This window comes from Hydrogenophaga sp., assembly GCF_022844385.1.
Lineage (GTDB): Bacteria > Pseudomonadota > Gammaproteobacteria > Burkholderiales > Burkholderiaceae_C > Hydrogenophaga.
Map to the genome: position 1 here is coordinate 25,482 of NZ_JALHLX010000018.1, position 18,809 is coordinate 44,290.

General features: G+C 67.2%; 20 protein-coding genes. 15 read left to right on the forward strand and 5 right to left on the reverse strand.

Annotated elements, in window-relative coordinates; genetic code table 11:
- The first annotated feature begins 202 nt into the window (after window positions 1–202).
- The 10 genes from Q0C59_RS05900 to Q0C59_RS05945 all read left to right on the forward strand — a co-directional run bounded on the left by Q0C59_RS05900 (window position 203) and on the right by Q0C59_RS05945 (window position 8,101).
- A complete protein-coding gene (locus Q0C59_RS05900; protein WP_291213003.1) occupies window positions 203–964 on the forward strand; it encodes an SDR family NAD(P)-dependent oxidoreductase in 762 nt (253 codons plus the stop codon).
- Window positions 965–973: 9 nt separating this feature from the next.
- Window positions 974–1,873 carry a DMT family transporter gene (locus Q0C59_RS05905; RefSeq protein ID WP_291213006.1) on the forward strand — a complete coding sequence of 300 codons (900 nt, stop codon included), beginning with the start codon at window positions 974–976 and terminating at the stop codon, window positions 1,871–1,873.
- The gene (locus Q0C59_RS05910; protein WP_291213009.1) at window positions 1,874–2,665 is read left to right on the forward strand and encodes a creatininase; all 792 of its coding nucleotides are present in this window, start codon (window positions 1,874–1,876) and stop codon (window positions 2,663–2,665) included.
- A gap of 2 nt (window positions 2,666–2,667) precedes the next feature.
- Entirely contained in the window at window positions 2,668–3,369 is a 702-nt protein-coding gene (locus Q0C59_RS05915) for a cysteine hydrolase family protein (protein ID WP_291213012.1), read from the forward strand.
- Between the two features lie 15 nt (window positions 3,370–3,384).
- Entirely contained in the window at window positions 3,385–4,191 is an 807-nt protein-coding gene (locus Q0C59_RS05920; RefSeq protein WP_291213014.1) for an N-acyl homoserine lactonase family protein, read from the forward strand.
- Window positions 4,188–4,934 carry a hypothetical protein gene (locus Q0C59_RS05925; protein ID WP_291213017.1) on the forward strand — a complete coding sequence of 249 codons (747 nt, stop codon included), beginning with the start codon at window positions 4,188–4,190 and terminating at the stop codon, window positions 4,932–4,934. The genes Q0C59_RS05920 and Q0C59_RS05925 overlap by 4 nt, the downstream gene beginning before the upstream one ends.
- Before the next feature lie 172 nt (window positions 4,935–5,106).
- Window positions 5,107–5,943, forward strand: a complete 837-nt coding sequence (locus Q0C59_RS05930; RefSeq protein WP_291213020.1) for a transporter substrate-binding domain-containing protein — start codon at window positions 5,107–5,109, stop codon at window positions 5,941–5,943.
- 13 nt (window positions 5,944–5,956) lie between these two features.
- Window positions 5,957–6,604, forward strand: a complete 648-nt coding sequence (locus tag Q0C59_RS05935; RefSeq protein WP_291213023.1) for an amino acid ABC transporter permease — start codon at window positions 5,957–5,959, stop codon at window positions 6,602–6,604.
- A complete protein-coding gene (locus tag Q0C59_RS05940) occupies window positions 6,601–7,257 on the forward strand; it encodes an amino acid ABC transporter permease (protein WP_291213026.1) in 657 nt (218 codons plus the stop codon). The genes Q0C59_RS05935 and Q0C59_RS05940 overlap by 4 nt, the downstream gene beginning before the upstream one ends.
- 19 nt (window positions 7,258–7,276) lie before the next feature.
- Window positions 7,277–8,101: an amino acid ABC transporter ATP-binding protein gene (locus Q0C59_RS05945; protein ID WP_291213029.1), complete on the forward strand. Its 825-nt coding sequence runs from the start codon at window positions 7,277–7,279 to the stop codon at window positions 8,099–8,101.
- A gap of 33 nt (window positions 8,102–8,134) precedes the next feature.
- On the opposite strand, the gene Q0C59_RS05950 is transcribed toward Q0C59_RS05945, so the two are convergent.
- Window positions 8,135–9,235 carry a MerR family transcriptional regulator gene (locus Q0C59_RS05950; RefSeq protein ID WP_291213030.1) on the reverse strand — a complete coding sequence of 367 codons (1,101 nt, stop codon included), beginning with the start codon at window positions 9,233–9,235 and terminating at the stop codon, window positions 8,135–8,137.
- A 210-nt stretch (window positions 9,236–9,445) separates the two neighbouring features.
- Between Q0C59_RS05950 and Q0C59_RS05955 the strand changes: the two genes are divergently transcribed.
- The 3 genes from Q0C59_RS05955 to Q0C59_RS05965 are packed head-to-tail and all read left to right on the forward strand — an operon-like array spanning window position 9,446 to window position 12,530.
- Window positions 9,446–10,597: an FAD-dependent oxidoreductase gene (locus Q0C59_RS05955; protein WP_291213032.1), complete on the forward strand. Its 1,152-nt coding sequence runs from the start codon at window positions 9,446–9,448 to the stop codon at window positions 10,595–10,597.
- On the forward strand, window positions 10,594–11,346 hold the full coding sequence (gene ubiG, locus Q0C59_RS05960; protein WP_291213034.1) for a bifunctional 2-polyprenyl-6-hydroxyphenol methylase/3-demethylubiquinol 3-O-methyltransferase UbiG: 753 nt from the start codon (window positions 10,594–10,596) through the stop codon (window positions 11,344–11,346). The genes Q0C59_RS05955 and ubiG overlap by 4 nt, the downstream gene beginning before the upstream one ends.
- Entirely contained in the window at window positions 11,343–12,530 is a 1,188-nt protein-coding gene (locus Q0C59_RS05965; RefSeq protein WP_291213036.1) for an FAD-binding domain-containing protein, read from the forward strand. The genes ubiG and Q0C59_RS05965 overlap by 4 nt, the downstream gene beginning before the upstream one ends.
- Window positions 12,531–12,559: 29 nt before the next feature.
- On the opposite strand, the gene Q0C59_RS05970 is transcribed toward Q0C59_RS05965, so the two are convergent.
- From Q0C59_RS05970 to Q0C59_RS05980, 3 genes are all read right to left on the reverse strand, one after another.
- Entirely contained in the window at window positions 12,560–13,129 is a 570-nt protein-coding gene (locus Q0C59_RS05970; RefSeq protein WP_291213038.1) for a heme-binding protein, read from the reverse strand.
- A 178-nt stretch (window positions 13,130–13,307) separates the two neighbouring features.
- On the reverse strand, window positions 13,308–14,678 hold the full coding sequence (locus tag Q0C59_RS05975; protein ID WP_291213040.1) for an NAD-dependent succinate-semialdehyde dehydrogenase: 1,371 nt from the start codon (window positions 14,676–14,678) through the stop codon (window positions 13,308–13,310).
- 33 nt (window positions 14,679–14,711) lie between these two features.
- Complete coding sequence (locus tag Q0C59_RS05980) at window positions 14,712–15,395, reverse strand: type 1 glutamine amidotransferase domain-containing protein (RefSeq protein WP_291213042.1); 684 nt, start codon at window positions 15,393–15,395, stop codon at window positions 14,712–14,714.
- Between the two features lie 319 nt (window positions 15,396–15,714).
- On the opposite strand from Q0C59_RS05980, the gene Q0C59_RS05985 reads away from it, so the two are divergent.
- The gene (locus tag Q0C59_RS05985) at window positions 15,715–17,733 is read left to right on the forward strand and encodes a spermidine synthase (protein ID WP_291213044.1); all 2,019 of its coding nucleotides are present in this window, start codon (window positions 15,715–15,717) and stop codon (window positions 17,731–17,733) included.
- Window positions 17,734–17,779: 46 nt separating this feature from the next.
- Here the strand turns inward: Q0C59_RS05985 and Q0C59_RS05990 are convergent, their stop codons facing one another.
- Window positions 17,780–18,250, reverse strand: a complete 471-nt coding sequence (locus Q0C59_RS05990) for a helix-turn-helix transcriptional regulator (RefSeq protein WP_291213046.1) — start codon at window positions 18,248–18,250, stop codon at window positions 17,780–17,782.
- A gap of 52 nt (window positions 18,251–18,302) precedes the next feature.
- Between Q0C59_RS05990 and Q0C59_RS05995 the strand changes: the two genes are divergently transcribed.
- Window positions 18,303–18,701 carry a hypothetical protein gene (locus Q0C59_RS05995; RefSeq protein ID WP_291213048.1) on the forward strand — a complete coding sequence of 133 codons (399 nt, stop codon included), beginning with the start codon at window positions 18,303–18,305 and terminating at the stop codon, window positions 18,699–18,701.
- The last annotated feature ends 108 nt before the right edge of the window (window positions 18,702–18,809 follow it).

Below are 18,809 nucleotides of genomic sequence, written 5' to 3' on the forward strand. Positions count from 1 at the left end.
GAGATCCTGGCGCGCCAGGCCGTGCCCGAGATGCTCACGCCGGCCGACATCGCCGGCGTGTTCCTGTTTCTCGCCAGTCTTGAGTCCCGTTCGCTCACCGGCCAATGCCTGGTGGCCAGTCACGGCGAGGTGATGGCATGAGCGCCGCGCCGGGCCGTTCCCAAGCAAGCTCGCACCGCAGCCCGCAGGGCGAAGGTACCCCATGAGCGTTGCGATCTCGCTGGCCGGACAGACCGCCCTGGTCACAGGCGCCGCCACCGGCATCGGCCGCGCCATCGCGCTCAAGCTCTCCCAAGCCGGCGCACGCGTGGTCATCAACCACCTGAACCAGCCGCAGGAAGCCGCCACCCTGGTGCAGGCCATCAAGGGCGCAGGCGGTCAGGCGGTGGCCATCAGCGCCGACGTGAGCGACGGCGCGGCCGTGCAGGGCCTGGTGGCCGAGGCGCTGCACACCGTGGGCGACATCCACGTCCTAGTCAACAACGCCGGCATCATCCAGGAGAAGCCTTTCCTGGACACGACCGAGGCGGACTGGGACCGCATGCTGGCGACCGACCTCAAGTCGGTGTTTCTGATGGCGCGCGCGGTGTTGCCCGGCATGGTGGCGCGCAGCGGTGGCGTCATCGTCAACCTCGCGTCCGACCTCGGCATCCTCGGCCGCGAAAACTACGCGCCTTACTGCACGGCCAAGGCCGGCGTCATCGGCCTCACGCGTTCGCTGGCGCGGGAGTTCGCGCCGCACGGCATCCGCGTCAATGCGATTGCGCCCGGGCCGGTGAACACCGCCATGGTGTCGCTGGAGAGCATGAGCCCCGAGTGGATGGAGAAGGAACTCGCGATCCCGCAGCACCGCGTGGCCGAGCCCGAAGAGATTGCAGCGACCGCGCTGTTCCTCGCCTCCGATCTGTCGCGCTTCTACTGCGGCCAGATCCTGGGGCCCAACGGCGGCTCGGTCATGCCCTGAGGATCTTCAATGTCGCTGCTCGCCCACCCATCCAACCGCCTGGCCACCAGCGTACTGCTGTTCTCGGCAACACTCTGGGGCCTGTCGTGGATGCCGCTCAAGTGGTTCATCGCGCAGGGGTTGACCGGCCCCATGGTCTCGCTGCTCTCCTACGGCGTGGTCGGCCTGTTCACGTGTGTCTTCATCTGGCGCCAGCGCGAGGCCTGGCGTCCGCAGTGGGGCCTGCTGCTGGCGCTGGCCGTCGTGGGTGGATGGGCCAACACCTCGTTCGTGAACGCGCTGATGCTGGGCGACGTGGTGCGGGTGATGTTCCTGTTCTATCTGTCGCCGGTGTGGTCGGTGCTGGGCGGCTGGCTGTTCTTGAAGGAGCGCATTCCACCGCTGCGCTGGGCGGCGGTGGTGATGGCCCTCGTCGGCCTGTGGCTCTTCCTGGGCGGCACGGGCGGCATGGATCTGGCCTTCACCTTCGTCGACTTCCTGGCGCTCTCCGCCGGCTTCTGTTTCGCGGCCAACAACGTGATCGCACGAGCTGCGCAGCAGGTCCCCATGGTGAGCAAGACCTTTGCGGTGTTCGCGGGCTGCGGGGTCATTTCGTTGGTGGCCACCATGGCTCTCGGCCACAGCGTGCCCACCCACATGGGCATCGGCGTGTGGATCGCGGTGCTGGCCTACGGCTTCGTCTGGCTGCTGTTGGCCACCGCCACCTGGCAGTTCGGTGTGACGCACATCGAGAGCAGCAAGGCCGGTGTGATCCTGCTGGCCGAACTGGTGGTGGCGGTGTTGACCGCGGTGTGGTTCGGCAACGAATCCATGACCGGCCTGGAGTGGGCCGGTGGTGCGCTGATCACCCTGGCCGCTTTTGTTGAAGCCATCGACACCTCGCCCTCACCCCAACACCAAGGAACCTGAATGAACACCACCGTGTGGATGAACGAACTCTCGTGGGTGGACTACCAGTCGCGCGTGCAGCGCGACCAGCCGCCTGTGCTGCTGCCCGTGGGCGCGCTCGAACAACACGGCCCGCACCTGCCGCTGGGCACCGACGGCCTGCTGTCGAGCGCCGTGGCGGCCGACACCGCTGCGCTGGTGGGCGGGCTGGTCGCACCTACGCTCTCGTACGGCTACAAGTCGCAACCCAAGTGCGGTGGTGGCCAGCACTTCTGCGGCACCACCAGCGTGGACGCGGCCACGCTGGTCGGCCAGGTGCGCGACGCGGTGCGCGAATTCGCGCGGCATGGATTGACGAAGCTCGTGATCGTGAACGGCCACTACGAGAACCAGTGGTTCCTGATCGAAGGGATCGACCTCGGCCTGCGCGATGCGAAAGCCGCCGATCCTTTGAATCAACTGCAGGTGATGCGCCTGGAGTACTGGGACTTCATGACCCCCGACACCCTGGGCGATGTGTTCCCCGACGGCTTCCCCGGCTTCGCTCTGGAGCACGCCGCTGTGCTGGAGACATCGATGATGCTGCACTACCACCCGCATCTCGTGCGCATGGACCTCCTGCCCGACGACGGCCCGGCCGACTTCCCGCCCTACGACATGTACCCGCCGCGAACCGACTGGGTGCCAGCCTCCGGGGTGCTCTCGTCAGCCAAAGGGTCCGACGCGGCCAAGGGCCGGTTGCTCGCGGTTGAAGTGGCGCGGCGCATGGCCGAGGCCATCACCACCGGCTTCACCCGCCCCACCGGCGTCTGAGCATGCACACCGCGCCCGACCCCAGCCGCACCGCCCTGCTCGTGATCGACCTGCAGCGCGATTTCTGCAGCCCCGGCGGCTACGCCCACCAGGCCGGTATCGACATCGCGCCCATGCAGGCGGTCGTGGCCAACGCCCTGCGGCTGTTGCAGGCGGCGCGCACGGCGGGGCTGCTGGTGGTGCACACGCGCGAGGGCCACCTGAGCGATCTGAGCGACTGCCCCGCCACCAAGCTGCAGCGCAGCGTGGACGCGGGCGCGCCCATCGGCAGCCTGGGGCCACTGGGCCGCCTGCTGGTGCGCGGGGAACAGGGCCACGACTTCGTGGATGCTGTGCGCCCCATCAGCGGCGAAGAGGTGATCGACAAACCGGGCTACGGCGCCTTCCACCGCACGCGGCTGGCGCAGGTGCTGGCCGCGCGCGACATCGAACAACTCATCGTCTGCGGCGTGACCACCGAGGTGTGTGTGCACTCCACGCTGCGGGAAGCGGTGGACCGGGGCTTTGCCTGCACCACCGTGAGCGACGCCACCGCCGCGAGCAACCCAGCCTTGCAGGCGCCCGCACTGGCCATGATCGGCGTGGAGGGCGGGATTTTCGGACTCGTTCAAAGCACCGACGAGGTGGTGGCTTCGCTGCAGGGGGCGAAGGTGACCCCGCCCGACCGTGTCAACACCTGGGTGCAAGCCTTCACCGGCGCCTGAACCGAGGGAATTCCCATGACCCAAGCCCTGCGCATCTGGCCGCTGCTGACCGCGACCCACCGCTACGACAAGACCATCTCCACCTTCAACCGGGGCCACGGACAGACCATCGAGGCGCCCATCCTGGCCTACCTGATCGAAACGAAGCACGGCCGCATCCTCTACGACGTGGGCTGCGACCACGCCAAGATCCACACGCCCGCGCTGCGGGACCGCCACTACAACCCCGCCACCTTCGAGATGGGCGCGCCCGACATGCGCGATGAGCACCGCATCCCCCACCACCTGGCGCGCCTGGGGCTGAGCGCGAAGGATGTGGACGTGATCTTCATCGGCCACCTGCACTTTGACCACGCCGGTGGCCTGAAGGAATTGAAACGCTGCGGCTGCGGCGCCGAGATCCACCTGCAGCGCGACGAGTGGGACGCGGCCTGCAGCGGGCTGGACGGTGCGGTGTTTGAAGACGACCTGCTGGACGACGAGGGAGAAGCCTTCCAGTTCTGCCTGAAGCAAGGTGAGTACAGCGTGCTGCCCGGCGTGCAGGCCGTGGCCACGCCCGGCCACACCGCTGGCCACATGTCCATGCTGATCGAGCTGCCCACCGGCGCACCAGTGCTGCTGGCGGGCGATGCGGCCGACCTGCAGGAAAACATCGACGACGAGGTGGCGCCCGGCACGCTGTGGCAGGGCCGCGAACAGCAGGCGATCGAGAGCATCCGCAAGCTCAAGGCATTGGCGCGCGAGACCGGCGCACAGCTCTGGCCCAACCACGACATGGCCTTCTACCGACAGCTGCCCGCCTTTCCGGGCGCCATCACATGAACATCCCAGACCGCTACCACGGCGTGTGGCAACGCACCCTGCTGGAGACACCCACCGAGCGCGACACCACCACCTGGGTGCGCTGGCTGCAGACCGGCCTGTGGCACGGCGACCTGCGCGTGCCCGCAGCAGCCGACCGCAACACCGTCGCCGGCCGCGCAAAACTGCAGGGCTTTGGCGGCACCACGCTCATCACGCAGCCCGACGCCGCACAACCCGAGGTCTGCACCTGGCAACGTCAGATCGACCTGCAACCGCCGCGCAGCACCCCCGATGAGGGGCACATGGTGTTCGAGTCACCGGAGGTCGTGCACGAGACCGGCATCCACGGCACCTACTTCGAGGTGTGGGAACGCCTGCCGGGCTCGCTGGGCACGCGCATCGCACTGGCCGCGCTCGACGACCAAGGCGCACCCACGGCCGAGCGCCTGCTGGTGGCGGGGCGCTACCTCATGCACCTGCGCCCGCGCCGCGCGGCATGGCCCGTGGACACCACCGCAGACGACTCGCTGGCCGAAGTGGTGGCGCGCCATCCGCAACAGGCTGAAGCCTTGCTCGACTTCGACATCAGCTTCGGCACGCTCGAACATGGTGTGTGGACCATCGAGCGCGCCACCTCGCCCGCATGGGAAGACGGGGTGCGAGCCTGCACGATGCACCGCATGGGCCATGCAGAGGCCACCGTGAAGTGCGATGGCCTGACCCTGCACTGGCAGGTGCTGGAGTGGCACGCACCCGACTGAAGCGCGCCCACGCACCGCTGCCGTGCACCCGGCGGCGCATGCACCTGCTTCTCAGCGGGTGGGTTGGACGCGTCTGCAAAAGTGGCCTTTCGCGGCCATTTCACAGGCATGCAACTTGCGCTGAAGGTGAAGCGCTCAACCCCACTCCCCTTCAACTTCCAGGAGCCTCACCATGCCCACCACCACCCCGTTTTCCCGCCGCGGCGTGCTTGCCGCCCTGCTGCTGCCGCTCGCGCTGTGGGCCACCACCGGGCACACCGCCAACCTCGACGAAATCAAGAAGCGCGGCTACATGACCGTGGTCACCGAAGACGACTTCCGTCCGTTTGAATTCGTCAAAGACGGCAAGCCCACGGGCTTCAACAACGAGATGGTCGATGCGCTGCGCAAATACGCCCCGTTCGAGATCCGCCAGGAGATCCTGCCCTGGCCCGGCATTCTCGCGGGTGTGGCGACCGGCAAGTACGACATCGCCATCACCGCCGTGCTCATGACCAAGGAGCGCACGCAATCGCTCGACTTCACCAGCCCGATTGCCGACGCCACGCACTACTACGTCAAGCGCAAGGACGACAGCAGCATCAAGAGCATCAAGGATCTCAACGGCAAGACCGTGGGTGTGCAAACCGGCAGCGCGTTCCTGAGCCGCCTGCCCGAGTTGCAGGCCATGCTGGCCAAGGAAGGCGGCAAGCTCGGCAAGATCGTGGAGTACGCGTCGTACCCCGAGGCCTACCAGGACCTCGCGCTCAAGCGCACCGATTTCGTGGTCAACACCGTCATCAACCTCAAGGCGCTGGTGGCCGAGCGCCCCAACGTGTTCGAGCTCGGCCAGCCGGTCTCGGGCAGCTCGTACCCGGCCTGGGCGGTGAAGAAGGGCAACACCGATCTGCAGAAGTTCATGAACGAATTCATTGCTGCGCAGAAGGCCAACGGCACGATGCCCGCGCTGCAGAAGAAGTGGTTCGGCGAAGCGTTCAATTTGCCGGTGAGCTACACGCCTGAGCAATGAAGCCTTTCAGCGCATGACCCACGCCGATGTCCTGTCGATCTTCAGCGGCGCGCTGACCACGCTGCTGCTGTCGATTGCCGGCATCGCGCTGGGCCTGCCCTTGGGCCTGGGGCTGGCGCTGGCTCGCTGGGCCAAGGTGCCGCTGCTCAACCAGCTGGTGGCGGTGTACGTGAGCCTGCTGCGCGCCACGCCGCTCATCACGCTGGTGCTGCTGATCTTCTTTGCCCTGCCCACGGCGGGCATCTCGGTCGGCCCGGTCACCGCCGGGCTGATCGCGCTGGTGCTCAACACCGCCGCCTTCAACTGCGAGGTGTGGCGCGCCGCGCTGATGGATCTGCCCAAGGACCAGATCGAGGCCGCGCAGTCGGTGGGCATGGGCCAGACCCTGCGCTTTCGCCGCATCGTGCTGCCGCAGGTGTGGCGCACCGCCCTGCCAGGCCTCATCAACGAAATGTCGCAGCTCGTGAAGCTCACGCCTGTGCTCGCGGTGGTGGGCGTGGTCGACATCACACGCGCGGCGGTGCGCATCGGTGCGCAGACCTACGAGCCGTTGCCGCCCTTTCTGGTGGCGCTGGCCATCTACATCCCCATCGTCTATGCGCTGGTGAGCGTGCAACGCTGGGTGGAGCGGCGCTCGGTGCTGCGCGAGGCCGCCGCATGATGAATGACTTCGCCACCGTGTGGTCGGAGCGCGGGCTGCTGCTTTCGGGCCTGGGCAACACCGTGCTGCTCTCGGTGCTGGCGGGTCTGGCGGCGCTGCTGCTGGGCGCGCTGCTCTCCACACTGCTGATGTCGCCGCGCAAGGCGCTCAGCCTGCCGGCCACATGGCTGGTGGACCTGGCGCGCTGCACACCCTTTCTGCTGTTCGCCTACATCGTCTACTACGGCCTGCCATCGCTGGGTCTGCAGTTCGATGCGTGGAGCGCAGGCCTGTTTGCGCTCACCGCGTACCACGCGGCCTACATGGCCGAAATATTGCGCGCGGCCTGGGCTGCGCAACCGCGCGCCCCCATCGAGGCCGGCGTGGCCTTCGGCTACAGCGGCCTGGGTCTGTTCCGGCGCATCGTGCTGCCGCCGCTGGCGCTCTCCAGTGCGCCGGTGCTGGGCAACCAGCTGATCCAGATCATCAAGGACAGCGCCTTCCTCACCATCATCACGCTGCCCGAACTCACCCACGCGGTGAGCTCCATCCAGTCGCGCCACTTCATTCCGTTCGCCGCCTTCCTCACCGCCGTGCTGCTTTACTGGGCGCTGTGCCTGGTGGTGGAAGCCGGCGTGGCCGCCGTCGGTCGCCTGGCCGACGCGCGGCGCTGACGCTTCACCTCTGCCCACCATGCCCACACTCATTCCGCTTCTCAGTGTCCAGTCGCTGCGCAAGAGCTACGGCAGCCTGCGCGTGCTCGACGACATCTCGTTCACCGTGGCGCCCGGCGAAACCGTGTGTCTGCTCGGGCCATCGGGCTCGGGCAAGTCCACGCTGCTGCGCTGCATCAACTGGCTGGAGCGCCCGGACAGCGGCCGCATCCTCATCGACAGCCAACCCATCGGCGTCACCAGCGGCGGCGTGGTCATGAACGACCAGCAGCTCGCGCAGGTGCGCACCCGCATCGGCATGGTGTTCCAGCAGTTCGCCCTGTGGCCGCACCTCACCGTGTTGCAGAACGTGATGGAGGCGCCGGTGCATGTGCAGCGCCGGCCAAAAGACGAGGTGCGCGCCGAAGCCGAAGCGCTGCTCCTGCGCGTGGGCCTGTTCGACAAACGCGACGTGTTTCCGGCGCGCCTTTCGGGTGGGCAGAAACAGCGCGTGGGCATAGCGCGCGCGCTGGCCATGAAGCCCGCGCTCATGCTGTTCGACGAGCCCACCAGCGCGCTCGACCCCGAACTGGTGGGCGAGGTGCTGGCCGTCATGCGCGACCTGTCCGCCGAGGGCATGACCATGCTGGTGGTGACCCACGAAATGGCCTTCGCCCGCGAAGCCGCCCACCGCGTGGTGTTCATGGACCATGGCGTGGTGGTGGAGACCGGCACGCCCGAAGCGTTCTTTGAGGCACCGAGCACCGAGCGCGGACGACAGTTCTTGCAGCGCTTCTCGGAAGGCCGCGCCACTGCTCCGGTTGTATTCAACGCTTCTTCACACGTGCACTCTTTCGGGTGCTGACAGAAGAGTCATCGGGCCTGGCACTCGCCACGCTCACGCAGCGGTATCGGCTGCACGGGAAGGCACGCCGTTCCCGGCAGGCAGCACCAGGCCTTCAGCCTTGGCCACCCGCTCCAGCGCTGCCTCGAACAGCATCCGCGCTGCGCCCGCCACGCGCTGCAGATGGAGGTGCAGCTCGGCGTCTGCAGGGCTGCGGCTGGCGCAGCTTGCGCTGTAGCGTTCGAAGCTGCCGATCTGCATCAGCAGCTCGGCCACATGGCTGGGGCACTCGCAGCCCACGCTGGAGGACAAGCCGGCGAATTCGGTGAGGGTGGCGTCGTCAAAACGTCTGGCGGGTGCCGGGCCCGCCGGCAGGCCCAGCGCATCCAGCGACCACGGATCGGCGCCCTTCAGGCTTCTGGCCGGTGCGTGCACTTGGGCGCCAACACCCCCGGCAGGCACCAGCGAGCGCAACCACGCCACCAGGGCCGCGTCGTCCGCGGGCTCACGGACCACGCTTGCTCCGCTCTTCACCAACGCGTCGCGCGCGGCCGCGCCCGCAAAACGGTAGGCCACACCCACATGGCGGGCGCGCCACGCCTGTTGTGCAGCTTTCAGGTCGGGCAACACATCGACTTGCAGCCCCGGCGCGTGACACAGAAGCACATCGATCGGCTGCTGCTTCAGCAACGCGCCGGCCTGCGCAGCCTCTGCCAACGAATCGAACACAGCCACCCACTCGGGCGCTGTGGACCAGAGCTGGTCCACAGCAGGCCGCTCCAGCCGCCGGGCCATCGCCTGCCCGACCACGACGATCCGCAGGGCGGCATCGCGCCCAGGCGCGCCGGGCGGGTTCATCTCGTGTGTCCGGAACAGGTCTCGCAGTTGCTCGATGGTGAGCCCTGCGAGCGAGCCGATGGCGTGACCGTGGAGGGTCAGTTGCCGCAGCAAAACGACCCGCTCCACATCGTTCGCCGAGTACTGACGGTGCCCGGTGGATGCGGTGCTCGGTGCCACAGCCTGGTAACGCTGCTCCCAGATGCGCAGCGTCGACACCGGCATGTCCGCCAGGCGGGCCACCGCACCGCTGCGAAAAGAGGGCTGCGCGGGCGATGCAGGCAAGGGTGCGCGCCGGGTGGATTTGCGAGGACTCATGCCGAATGCGTTGCGTTGGTTTTGAATCGTATTTCGCTTGATTATTGATCATATAACACGCATGAGTTCAAGGTGAATTGGAATCGGTCTACGATCCGGCGATGAAATACCCAACGCAACCCGCTGCAATGACCCGGCCGGGTGGGGCTCGCTCCACTGCCGTTGTTCGACAGGTCCAACATGGCTGACCGGCGACAACACGGCACCGAAATGCTGGTTGTCCACCGCGGTGCGCCGCGCGTTGCCGTGGTGGGCGCGGGCATCGGCGGCCTGTCGTGCGCACGCGAACTGGCACTGCGCGGGTACGACCCCGTGGTGTTCGAGGCCAGCGACCGCGTGGGTGGCCGGTGCAGTTCCCAGGCCACCCGAGCCGGCTGGTTCGACGACGGCGCGCAGGTCATCAACGGGACCACGCGGCTGGCGGCTTACACGGCGCCGCAGCCGGGCCAACTGGCCGCCAGCCACACCTGGACCATGGCAACTCGGCCGGTGGACGTCGAGCGTCCGGGCAAGGCAGCGGGTTGCGACGTGGACGACGCTGGCGACGAGCCCTCCCTGGAACTGATCGGCACCGTCGGCGTGCCGACGATGCGGGCCATGGCCGACGCCATGGCCAAGCCTCTGGACGTCCGGCTGGACTCGCCCATCCACCACGCCCACCGCAGCGCAACGAACTGGGTGCTGCAAGGCGCGTCGGCCATCATCGATGAGGACTTTCAGGCCCTGGTGCTGGCGCTTCCGGCCCCGCTGGCGCTGCCGTTGGTCAACGAATCGGCCCTCTTGCGCGCAGCCTTGCGCGGCGTGCGGTATCGCAGCCGTTGGGTTCTCCTGCTGGGCTCGGAGCGCGCGATCCACCTGCCGAACCACCGGGAATTCCACAGCGGTCCCATCGAGCGGATCGCCGCCATGCACAGCAAACCGGGGCGATCGTCGGCTGTGCCGCAGCGCTGGTTCATCGAGGCCAGCGAACGGTGGTCACTGGAGCACGCAGACGATGACGCCGAGGCAGTGGCCGATGAACTGCTGGCCAACTTCCAGGCCCACGCCGGGCGGCCGGTGGCGCCTCACTTTTTGCGGACCCACAACTGGCAGCACGCCTATGTGGATGCGCCCGCCCCACAAGCCGAAGGGCGCAGGTATCTGTGGGACGAGCGGCTGTTGCTCGGGGTCTGTGGTGACAGCGTGGTGCCCAGCCGGGTGGACCAGGTGCACCGCAGCGGCGCGCTGCTGGCAGCGCAGCTGGCCGACAGCCTGGTGGCCCGCCGTTGGCGCAGCGTCCCCGCTGTGCCACCCGCTGTCGCTGGCCACACCGATATGACCACCATGATCCATGCCCGCCCGGGCTTGCTGGGAACCGCATGACCGCCATCACTTCCGAAATCGACCGCTTCAACCGCCTGAGCGCAACCTGGTGGAACAGCGATGGACCGATGCGACCGCTGCACGTGGTCAATGGCCTGCGACTGGGCCATGTCGTCGAGCAGACGACGCAACACCTGGGCAGACCCGCAGCCGAGAAGCTGGATGGCATTCGCATCCTGGACGTGGGGTGTGGCGGCGGCCTGATGTCCGAGCCCCTGGCCCGGATGGGCGCACAGGTGGTGGGCGTGGACGCCTCACCCGGCAATGTGGCCGCAGCGCGCCTGCACGCCCAGGCGCAGGGCGTGACGGTGGACTACCGCCTGGGCGAGCCGGCCCAGGTGCTGGCGCCAGACGAACTGTTCGACGTGGTGCTGGCGCTGGAGGTGGTGGAACACGTGGACGACGTGGCCGCTTTTGTCGACACCGTGGCCAGACGCGTGGCGCCTGGCGGACTGCTGATCGCCTCGACCATCGACCGCACCTGGAAGAGTTTTGCGTTCGCTATCGTGGGTGCCGAATACGTGTTGCGGGTGCTGCCCCGGGGCACCCATCAGTGGAAGCGCTTCGTGCGTCCCACCGAGCTGGCCGCCGCCGTGAGCAACTCCGGTCTGCAACAGCGCGACCTGCGGGGCATGCAGTACCTGCCGTTGTTGCACCGGGCCTCGTGGTGCCGGGACACGCGGGTCAACTACATCGCCACCTACACCCACGCGCTCGCTGCCCGAGGCAAAGCAGAGACGGTCCCATGAAACCCCTTGACCTGTTCCCGCCCACGCGCGAAGCCGCACTGGCCCGCGTGGTCGCCGTGCGCCCGTCCGACTATGCGCGCAGCCGCAACGCTGTCGAAGGCGCCGTGACACAGCTCTCGCCCTACCTCACGCACGGCTTCCTGAGCCTGCCCGAGGTGCTGGCCGGCGTGGCCGCCAGGCACCGTCTGGACGTGCAGCACAAGTTCGTGTTCGAGCTCGGCTGGCGCGAATACTTCCGCCACGTGTGGCACCACCTGGGCGACGACATTCTGCAGTCCCTGCACGGCGGGCTGCTGCCCGAGCACGGCTACGCATCGGAGATGCCGGCCGACATCCGGCAGGCGCGCACCGGTGTGCCCGCCATCGACATGGCCGTGCGCACGCTCTACGCCACCGGCTACCTGCACAACCATGCCCGCATGTGGTTGGCCAGCTATGTGGTGCATCTGCGCAAGGTGCACTGGCGCGCCGGTGCAGACTGGATGGTGTCCCACCTGCTCGATGGCGACCTGGCCAGCAACCACCTGAGCTGGCAGTGGGTGGCTGGTACCGGCAGCAGCAAGCCCTACTTGTTCAACGCCGACAACGTCGCCCGGTACGCGCCTTCAGCCTGGCACAGCGCCGGCAGCGTGATCGACTGCTCTTACGAAGCCCTGGACGCCATGGCCCGCAGCAGCCGGCCGGTGAAGACCACGCCCCAGGGCGACGGTGTGGAAGAGCCCGCCGTGTGGTCGGTGCCGCAGAACATGCCACCCAGTGCTCCCCAGGCCGCCGACGTGAACGGGCGCGATGTCTGGCTGGTGCACCCCTGGGCCTTGGGGGAACCGCCGACCGACCTGCCCGCTGACAGCGTTTGCGTGGGCCTGCGGCTGGCCGGGCACCACAACGCCTGGCCCTGGAGCAGCGCACGCTGGGCGTTCGTCAACACCCGCATGGCCGCCCTCACCACGGTGCGCTGGCACGCCGACCGCCACACGCTGACCCAAGCCCTGGCCGGGGCGCGCTCCGTGCAAACCTTGGCCGATCCCCACGTCAGCGCACTGCTGCCGCCCCAGGTCGTGCAACGCCAGCCGCTGCACCTATTCTCCGATGTCAGCATGCATTGCACTTCGTTTTCTGCCTGGTGGAACCGCACCACGCGCGGTGTCACGGCGCTGGGCGATCTACCGGGACTGGCGGTCTGAACAGGCGATGGCGCCGTTGGAGGCTTCGCTCAAGGGGAGGCCAAACGCAGCCAGACCTCGTTGCGCCGCAAGAACCAGGGCTTGAACGGCGGGTCGTATTTGGAGAACACCGGGTCGCCGGTCCAGACCAGGTTGGCTGCCTTCAACGCGGACTGCAACTTGAGCAGCTGTTCGTTGTCGTTGGCCTCCGACCAGAAGCCCGAGTAACGGAGCACCGCCACCTGGTGAGGCGCGACCTCGCGCAGCTGAATGCGGGCGTCCAGCGGCTCCGGCGCGTTCGCCACGGTCACGCCTTTGGGCAGGACAAACTGCACCAGAAATCCACCGGCCTGGACACTCTGGGTCACAGGAGCCGTCATTTCCATCTTGACCGGCGCAGCGGTCTGGGTCACAGGAGCAGTCATGTCGAACTTCCGCTCTCCCTTGTTCTTTCCAAAAATATAGCCCGCCAGAACGGGAAAGGCCTGCCCGCCCGCTTCGCCGGCAGGACCTGCCACCACGACCTCCGCCACGGTGTACGCGGCGTACTCCCGAACCTCGATGCCCGAGAACTCGCGGACCACCTGGTAGGAAGGTTCTTCAGTGGCGTGAACGGGCATGGGAACGGTGCTCAAGGAAAGCACTGCGAGGAGCGCGCCGATTGAAGCGCGCCACCGCGGCAGGGTTGTGAGGATCAGGTGCTTCATCGGTGAACGGCTTCATCGCGTTGGGTTGAGAACGGTCGAAGGCTGCCATTGTCCATGTGAGCCATCTGGGACTGCGCGCTGCGAGGCACAGTCAGCCCACCCTGATCAGCTTCTTGTTGACGAACTCCTGAATGCCGGCGCCCGACAGTTCGCGCCCGTAACCTGAGTTCTTGACACCGCCGAACGGCAGGTCCGGCATCGACACTGCGGCCGAATTGATGAACACCATGCCGGTATCGATTTGCCGGGCCACGCGCTTGCCGCGTTCCACATCCTGTGTGAACACCGATCCGCCCAGACCAAACGGCGAGTCGTTGGCCAGTGCCACCGCCGCCGCTTCATCCGGCACCCGGAAGAACAGCGCCACCGGACCGAAGAATTCCTGCATGTACGCCGGGTTGTCCGCTTCAATGTCCGTGAGGATGGTCGGCTGCATGAAGGCGCCACGTTGCCCTTCGATGCGCTGGCCGCCCATCACGATCCGGGCGCCGTGGCTCACGGCCTCGTCCACCTGGCCCAGCAAGGTCTTGAGGGCCTGCGCCGAGGACAGCGGTGCCAGCGTGGTCTTGCGGTCCATGGGATCGCCCGCTTCGAAACCCTGCAGCGCGGTCTGAAACTTCTCGAGAAAACGATCGGCCAGGGCTTCGACCACGATGAACCGCTTGGATGCGGTGCAGGCTTGTCCGCTGTTGCCCATGCGACCGGACACCGCGTGCTTCACCGCGTTGTCGAGATCGGCATCTTCCAGCACGATGAACGCGTCGCTGCCGCCGAGCTCCAGGGTGGACTTCTTCAGGTTCTTGCCGGCGCGCTGGGCCACCACAGCGCCCGCACCTTCGCTGCCCGTCAAGGCCACAGCCCGGATGCGGTCATCGTCAATGACCGTGGCGACCTGGTCCTTGGTGATGAACAGGTTGGTGTACGCGCCCGCCGGCGCACCCGCCTCTTCGAGCAGGCGCTCGAAGGCCAGGGCGCACTGCGGCACGTTGGACGCATGTTTGACCATCACCACGTTGCCCGCCATCAGGTTGGGGGCGGCAAAGCGCACGATCTGGTAGTACGGATAGTTCCACGGCTCCACGCCGAACAAGACGCCGATGGGGCTGCTTTCAACCACGGCGTCTCCCTTGGCTGTGTTGAGCTTCTCCGGTGCCAGAAAGGACTCGGCGTGTTCGGCGTAGTAATCGAGGATGGCTGCGCTCAACTTCACCTCGCCCTCGCTCTGCGCGATCAGCTTGCCCATCTCCAGCGTGATGAGCTGGGCGAACTCCTGCGTTCGCTCGCGCATGAGGGCAGCAGCGCGGGACAACACCGCCTTGCGTTCGGCAAAACCCTTGTGGCGCCAGACCTGATCGAAACAGGCCTGCGCTGCAGTCAGCTTGATCAGCAACTCCGCGTCGTCGATGTCGTCGAATGACTTGACGATCTGACCGTTGTAGGGGTTGGTGCTTTGATAGGCCATGGGCTCTCCGGTGATGGGTCGGGACAGGGCGCTTCAGGCGGCCTGGAGTTGCGCCAGCACGGCGCGCGCGGCAGCGGCCGACGAGGCGGGGTTCTGGCCCGTGATGAGGTGGCCATCGGTGACGACGAACGACTGCCAGTCGGCACCTTTCTCGTACAGGCCCCCGTTGGCTGCGAGCATGTCCTGCACCAGGAAAGGCACCACCTTGGTCAGCTGCACGGCTTCTTCTTCGGTGTTGGTGAATCCGGTGACCTTCTTGCCTTTGACCAGCGGCGCGCCGTCGGCCGACTTCGTATGGCGAAACACAGCCGGTGCGTGGCACACCGCCGATACCGGCTTGCCGGCGGCGAACATCGTCTCGATCAGCTGGATGGAATGGGTGTCCTCGGCCAGGTCCCACAGCGGGCCATGGCCGCCCGGATAGAACACGGCGTCGAAGCCTTCGCCGGACACCTCGGCCAGCCGGGTGGTGTGGGCCAGGGCTTTGATCGCAGCGGGGTCTTTCTTGAACCGGCGGGTGTCATCGGTTTGTGCGTCTTCGTCGTCGCTGGTGGGGTCCAGTGGTGGCTGCCCGCCCTGGGGCGAAGCGAGCACGATGTCCGCGCCGGCGTCCATGAAGACGTAGTACGGCGCAGCAAACTCCTCCAGCCAGAAGCCCGTCTTCTTGCCCGTGTCGCCGAGCTGGTCGTGTGAGGTCAGGATCATCAGGATCTTCATGGGGTTTCCTTGGGTTGGGGATGCACCGTTGAACGGCTATTCAACCCATCAGTTTCCCGGCTGCAAACCGCAGCGTCTGTTCGACAGCGCACAAGGGGCATTTGCGTTGCCATGTCGCCAACATGAGACACACACCCTGCGGGATCCAACGATGCCCGATCGCAAACCCCACAACGCGAAGCCGGCGACGGCGCGGCATTTGTTGGCCGGTGAACGAGGCGGTGGCCGTGTTTCTGCAGCGACACGCCTGAGCACAAGCGACTGCTGGCCGCCGAACCGCGCGGCGATACTCCAGCACCTCAGGCTTGCAACGCTCCCCATGCCGCTCTTCGCCGCCACCGTTTTTCTCTCCGCCTTCCTGCTGTTCCAGATCCAGCCCATCGTGGCCAAGATGATCCTGCCGTGGTTTGGCGGGTCGTCGTCGGTGTGGACTCTGTGCATGGTGTTCTTCCAGGTGGAGCTGCTGCTGGGCTACGCCTACGTGCACCTGCTGCACGAAAAGGTCAGCGCCCGACGCCAACCCTGGGTGCACGGCGCGCTGCTGCTGCTGAGCCTGGCCACCCTGCCGGTGGTGGCGGACCCGTCGTGGAAACTCGATGCCCAGGCATTCCCCACCTGGAGCGTGCTCGGCGTGCTGGCCACCACCGTGGGTGTGCCCTACCTGCTGCTCTCCACCACCGGCCCGCTCATGCAGGCCTGGTACGCGCGCACTTTCGTCACCCAGGGCGTGCAGCCCTACCGGCTGTATGCGCTGTCCAACCTGGCGTCCATGCTGGCGCTGCTCTCGTACCCGGTGCTGGTGGAGCCGATGCTGGCGGTGAAGCCGCAGGCCTGGGTGTGGTCCACCGGGTATGCGCTGTTTGTGCTGGTGTGTGTGGCGACAGCGGCTTACACCGTGCGGCGGCAGAACGACCCCGTCACTGCCGCCCCGCCGCTGGACGCCACCCCCCGCCCCGGCTGGCGCGAATGTTTGATGTGGGTGGGCCTGGCGGCCACCGCCTCCATGTTGCTGCTGGCCATCACGCGCCACCTCACGCAAGACGTGGCGCCCGTGCCCTTTCTCTGGGTGTTGCCGCTGGCGCTGTACCTGCTGAGCTTCATCCTGTGTTTTGACGCCCCGCGCTACTACGTGCGCCCGTTCTTCCTGTGGGTGGCGTTGCCACTGGCCTTCGTGGCGTTGGACTTCGCCATGAACGAAGGGCTGGACGTGCCGGTGCTCGTGGTGCTGCTGTGCGCAGCGGTGTTCGTGTTCTGCATGGTCTGCCACGGCGAACTGGTGCGCCGGCGGCCGCCGGTGCGCCACCTCACGCTGTTTTATCTGATGCTGTCGGTGGGCGGCGCGCTGGGTGGGCTGTTCGTGGGGCTGCTGGCGCCGGTGATCTTCAACGCCTATTTCGAGCTGCCGCTGGGCCTGTTTCTCTGTGCGCTGCTGGTGGTGCTGGTGGTCTGGCCCGAGCTGCGCGGCCGCTGGCTGCGAGGCGCCCTGCTGCTGGCGCTGCTGCTCTACGGCGTTCGCCTGTCCAGCATTTCCATCGACTACGTGCAGGGCTACACCGAGGTGGTGCGCAACTTCTACAGCCAGACGCGCATTGAAGAGGGCGTGGACGAAGACGGGCTGGGTCCCGTGCGCAGCATGGTGCACGGCAGCATCACCCACGGCGAGCAGTACCTGAACCACCCCCAACGCGCCACCGCCTACTACTGCGAGCGCACCGGCATCGGCCGCGCGCTGCAGAGCCTGCCCACCGACCGGCCACGCCAACTCGGCGTGGTGGGCCTGGGCGCGGGCACGCTGGCGGTGTACGGCCGCGCGGGCGACGAGATGCGCATGTACGAGATCAACGACCAGGTGCTCGACCTGGCTCGCAAACACTTCAGCTATCTCGGCGACAGCGCGGCCACCATCGTGCCGGTGCTGGGCGACGGCCGACTGATGCTGGAGCGCGAATCGCCGCAGGCCTTCGATCTGCTGGCCATGGACGCCTTCTCGGGCGACTCCATTCCCACCCACCTGCTCACGCTGGAAGCGTTCGACGCCTACATGCGCCACATGCGCCCCGATGGTTTGCTGGCGGTGCACATCACCAACACCTACCTCGACCTGCGCCCGGTCATGGCTTCGGCCGCACAACACGTGGGCAAGGTGGCGCTGCTGCTCGAATTGCCATCGGGCCACGGCGACCCGTTCTGCCGGCGTTCCACCTGGGTGGTGTTCGTGAACGCAGCGCAGGCCGCCGCGCTGCCGCCTTCACTGCAGGGCGCTCAGGTGCTGCAGCCGCGGCCCGGGTTCAGGCCGTGGACGGACACGTTCTCCAACCTGTTCGACATCCTGATCTGAGCCGGTCAAGCCGCGTGGCGCAGTTGCGCGGCTGCCCGGACAACGGTCAGGGCGCTTCGGGCACCAACCGCGCCAGCGCCTCGCGCTTGCCCAGCGCCAGCAATTCCAGCACTTTGGGCACGCGCGACGCGCGAGGCGCGGCGCCGCCCGACTCCCACTTCCAGATCGAGAGCGACGACACCCCCAGCAGCTTGGCCATCTGCTCCTGCGTGAGGCCCAGGCGGGCGCGTTGCGTTTTCAGGCGCTCTGCCGTGAACACCACCTTGCGGCCGGGCTTGCCGCGCGGCGCCCCTGAGCCTGCGGCGCTGGCAGCCAGTGGCGCGCTGCGCGCCAACTGCGCCCGCGCCCTGCCCAGCTGGTTGACCTGGGTCTGAAACGCCTTGAGCTGCTTTTTGAGGGCCGCGATCTCGGAGCGCTGCTGCAAGGCGGCCTTGCGCAAAGCACCGAGTTCGTCGCGCAGTTCCTTGCGCGCCACGCGGGCGATCTCTTTCTTGAGGGAATCGGCAAATGTGGTCATTCCGGCATGGTACGTCATCGAACACAGAACGCTACTCCAGTAGCATCCCGACATGCCCACCCCACCCGACCTTGAACGCCTGAGTCCAGCGGCGGTGACCGCCATCGCGCAGACGCACACCGCACCCACCCCCTGCCCCACTTGCCGGCCTTGCGCCAGCCCGGGCTGGGAGTCGTTCCCCGCCTCGCAGGACGGCGCCGCACTGCAGCGGCTGGGCGCGCTCTGGCTGCCCGGCGACGACGAGCCCACGCTGGAAGAGCACCGCCCGGTTGGCGTGGATGCGTGGTCGGCCGACGCCCCCATTTCGCTGGCCCACCACCCTTACAACCGCTGCGAGGTCTGGGCCTGCAAGGCCTGCGGCTTTCCGTTTCTCCGCTACACAGAGTACGGCGGCTACTACATCGACCAGCGCATCCGCGAGCTGCGCGCCGGCCTGATCGTGGACACCTGAACACGAATGGCCCACTAGGGTTATCGATCTGCCAGGCATGGCGTGTGCATGCTTACCATCGGGCGCACAACAACCCGACGGAGACAAGACATGCTGAAAAAACTCGTG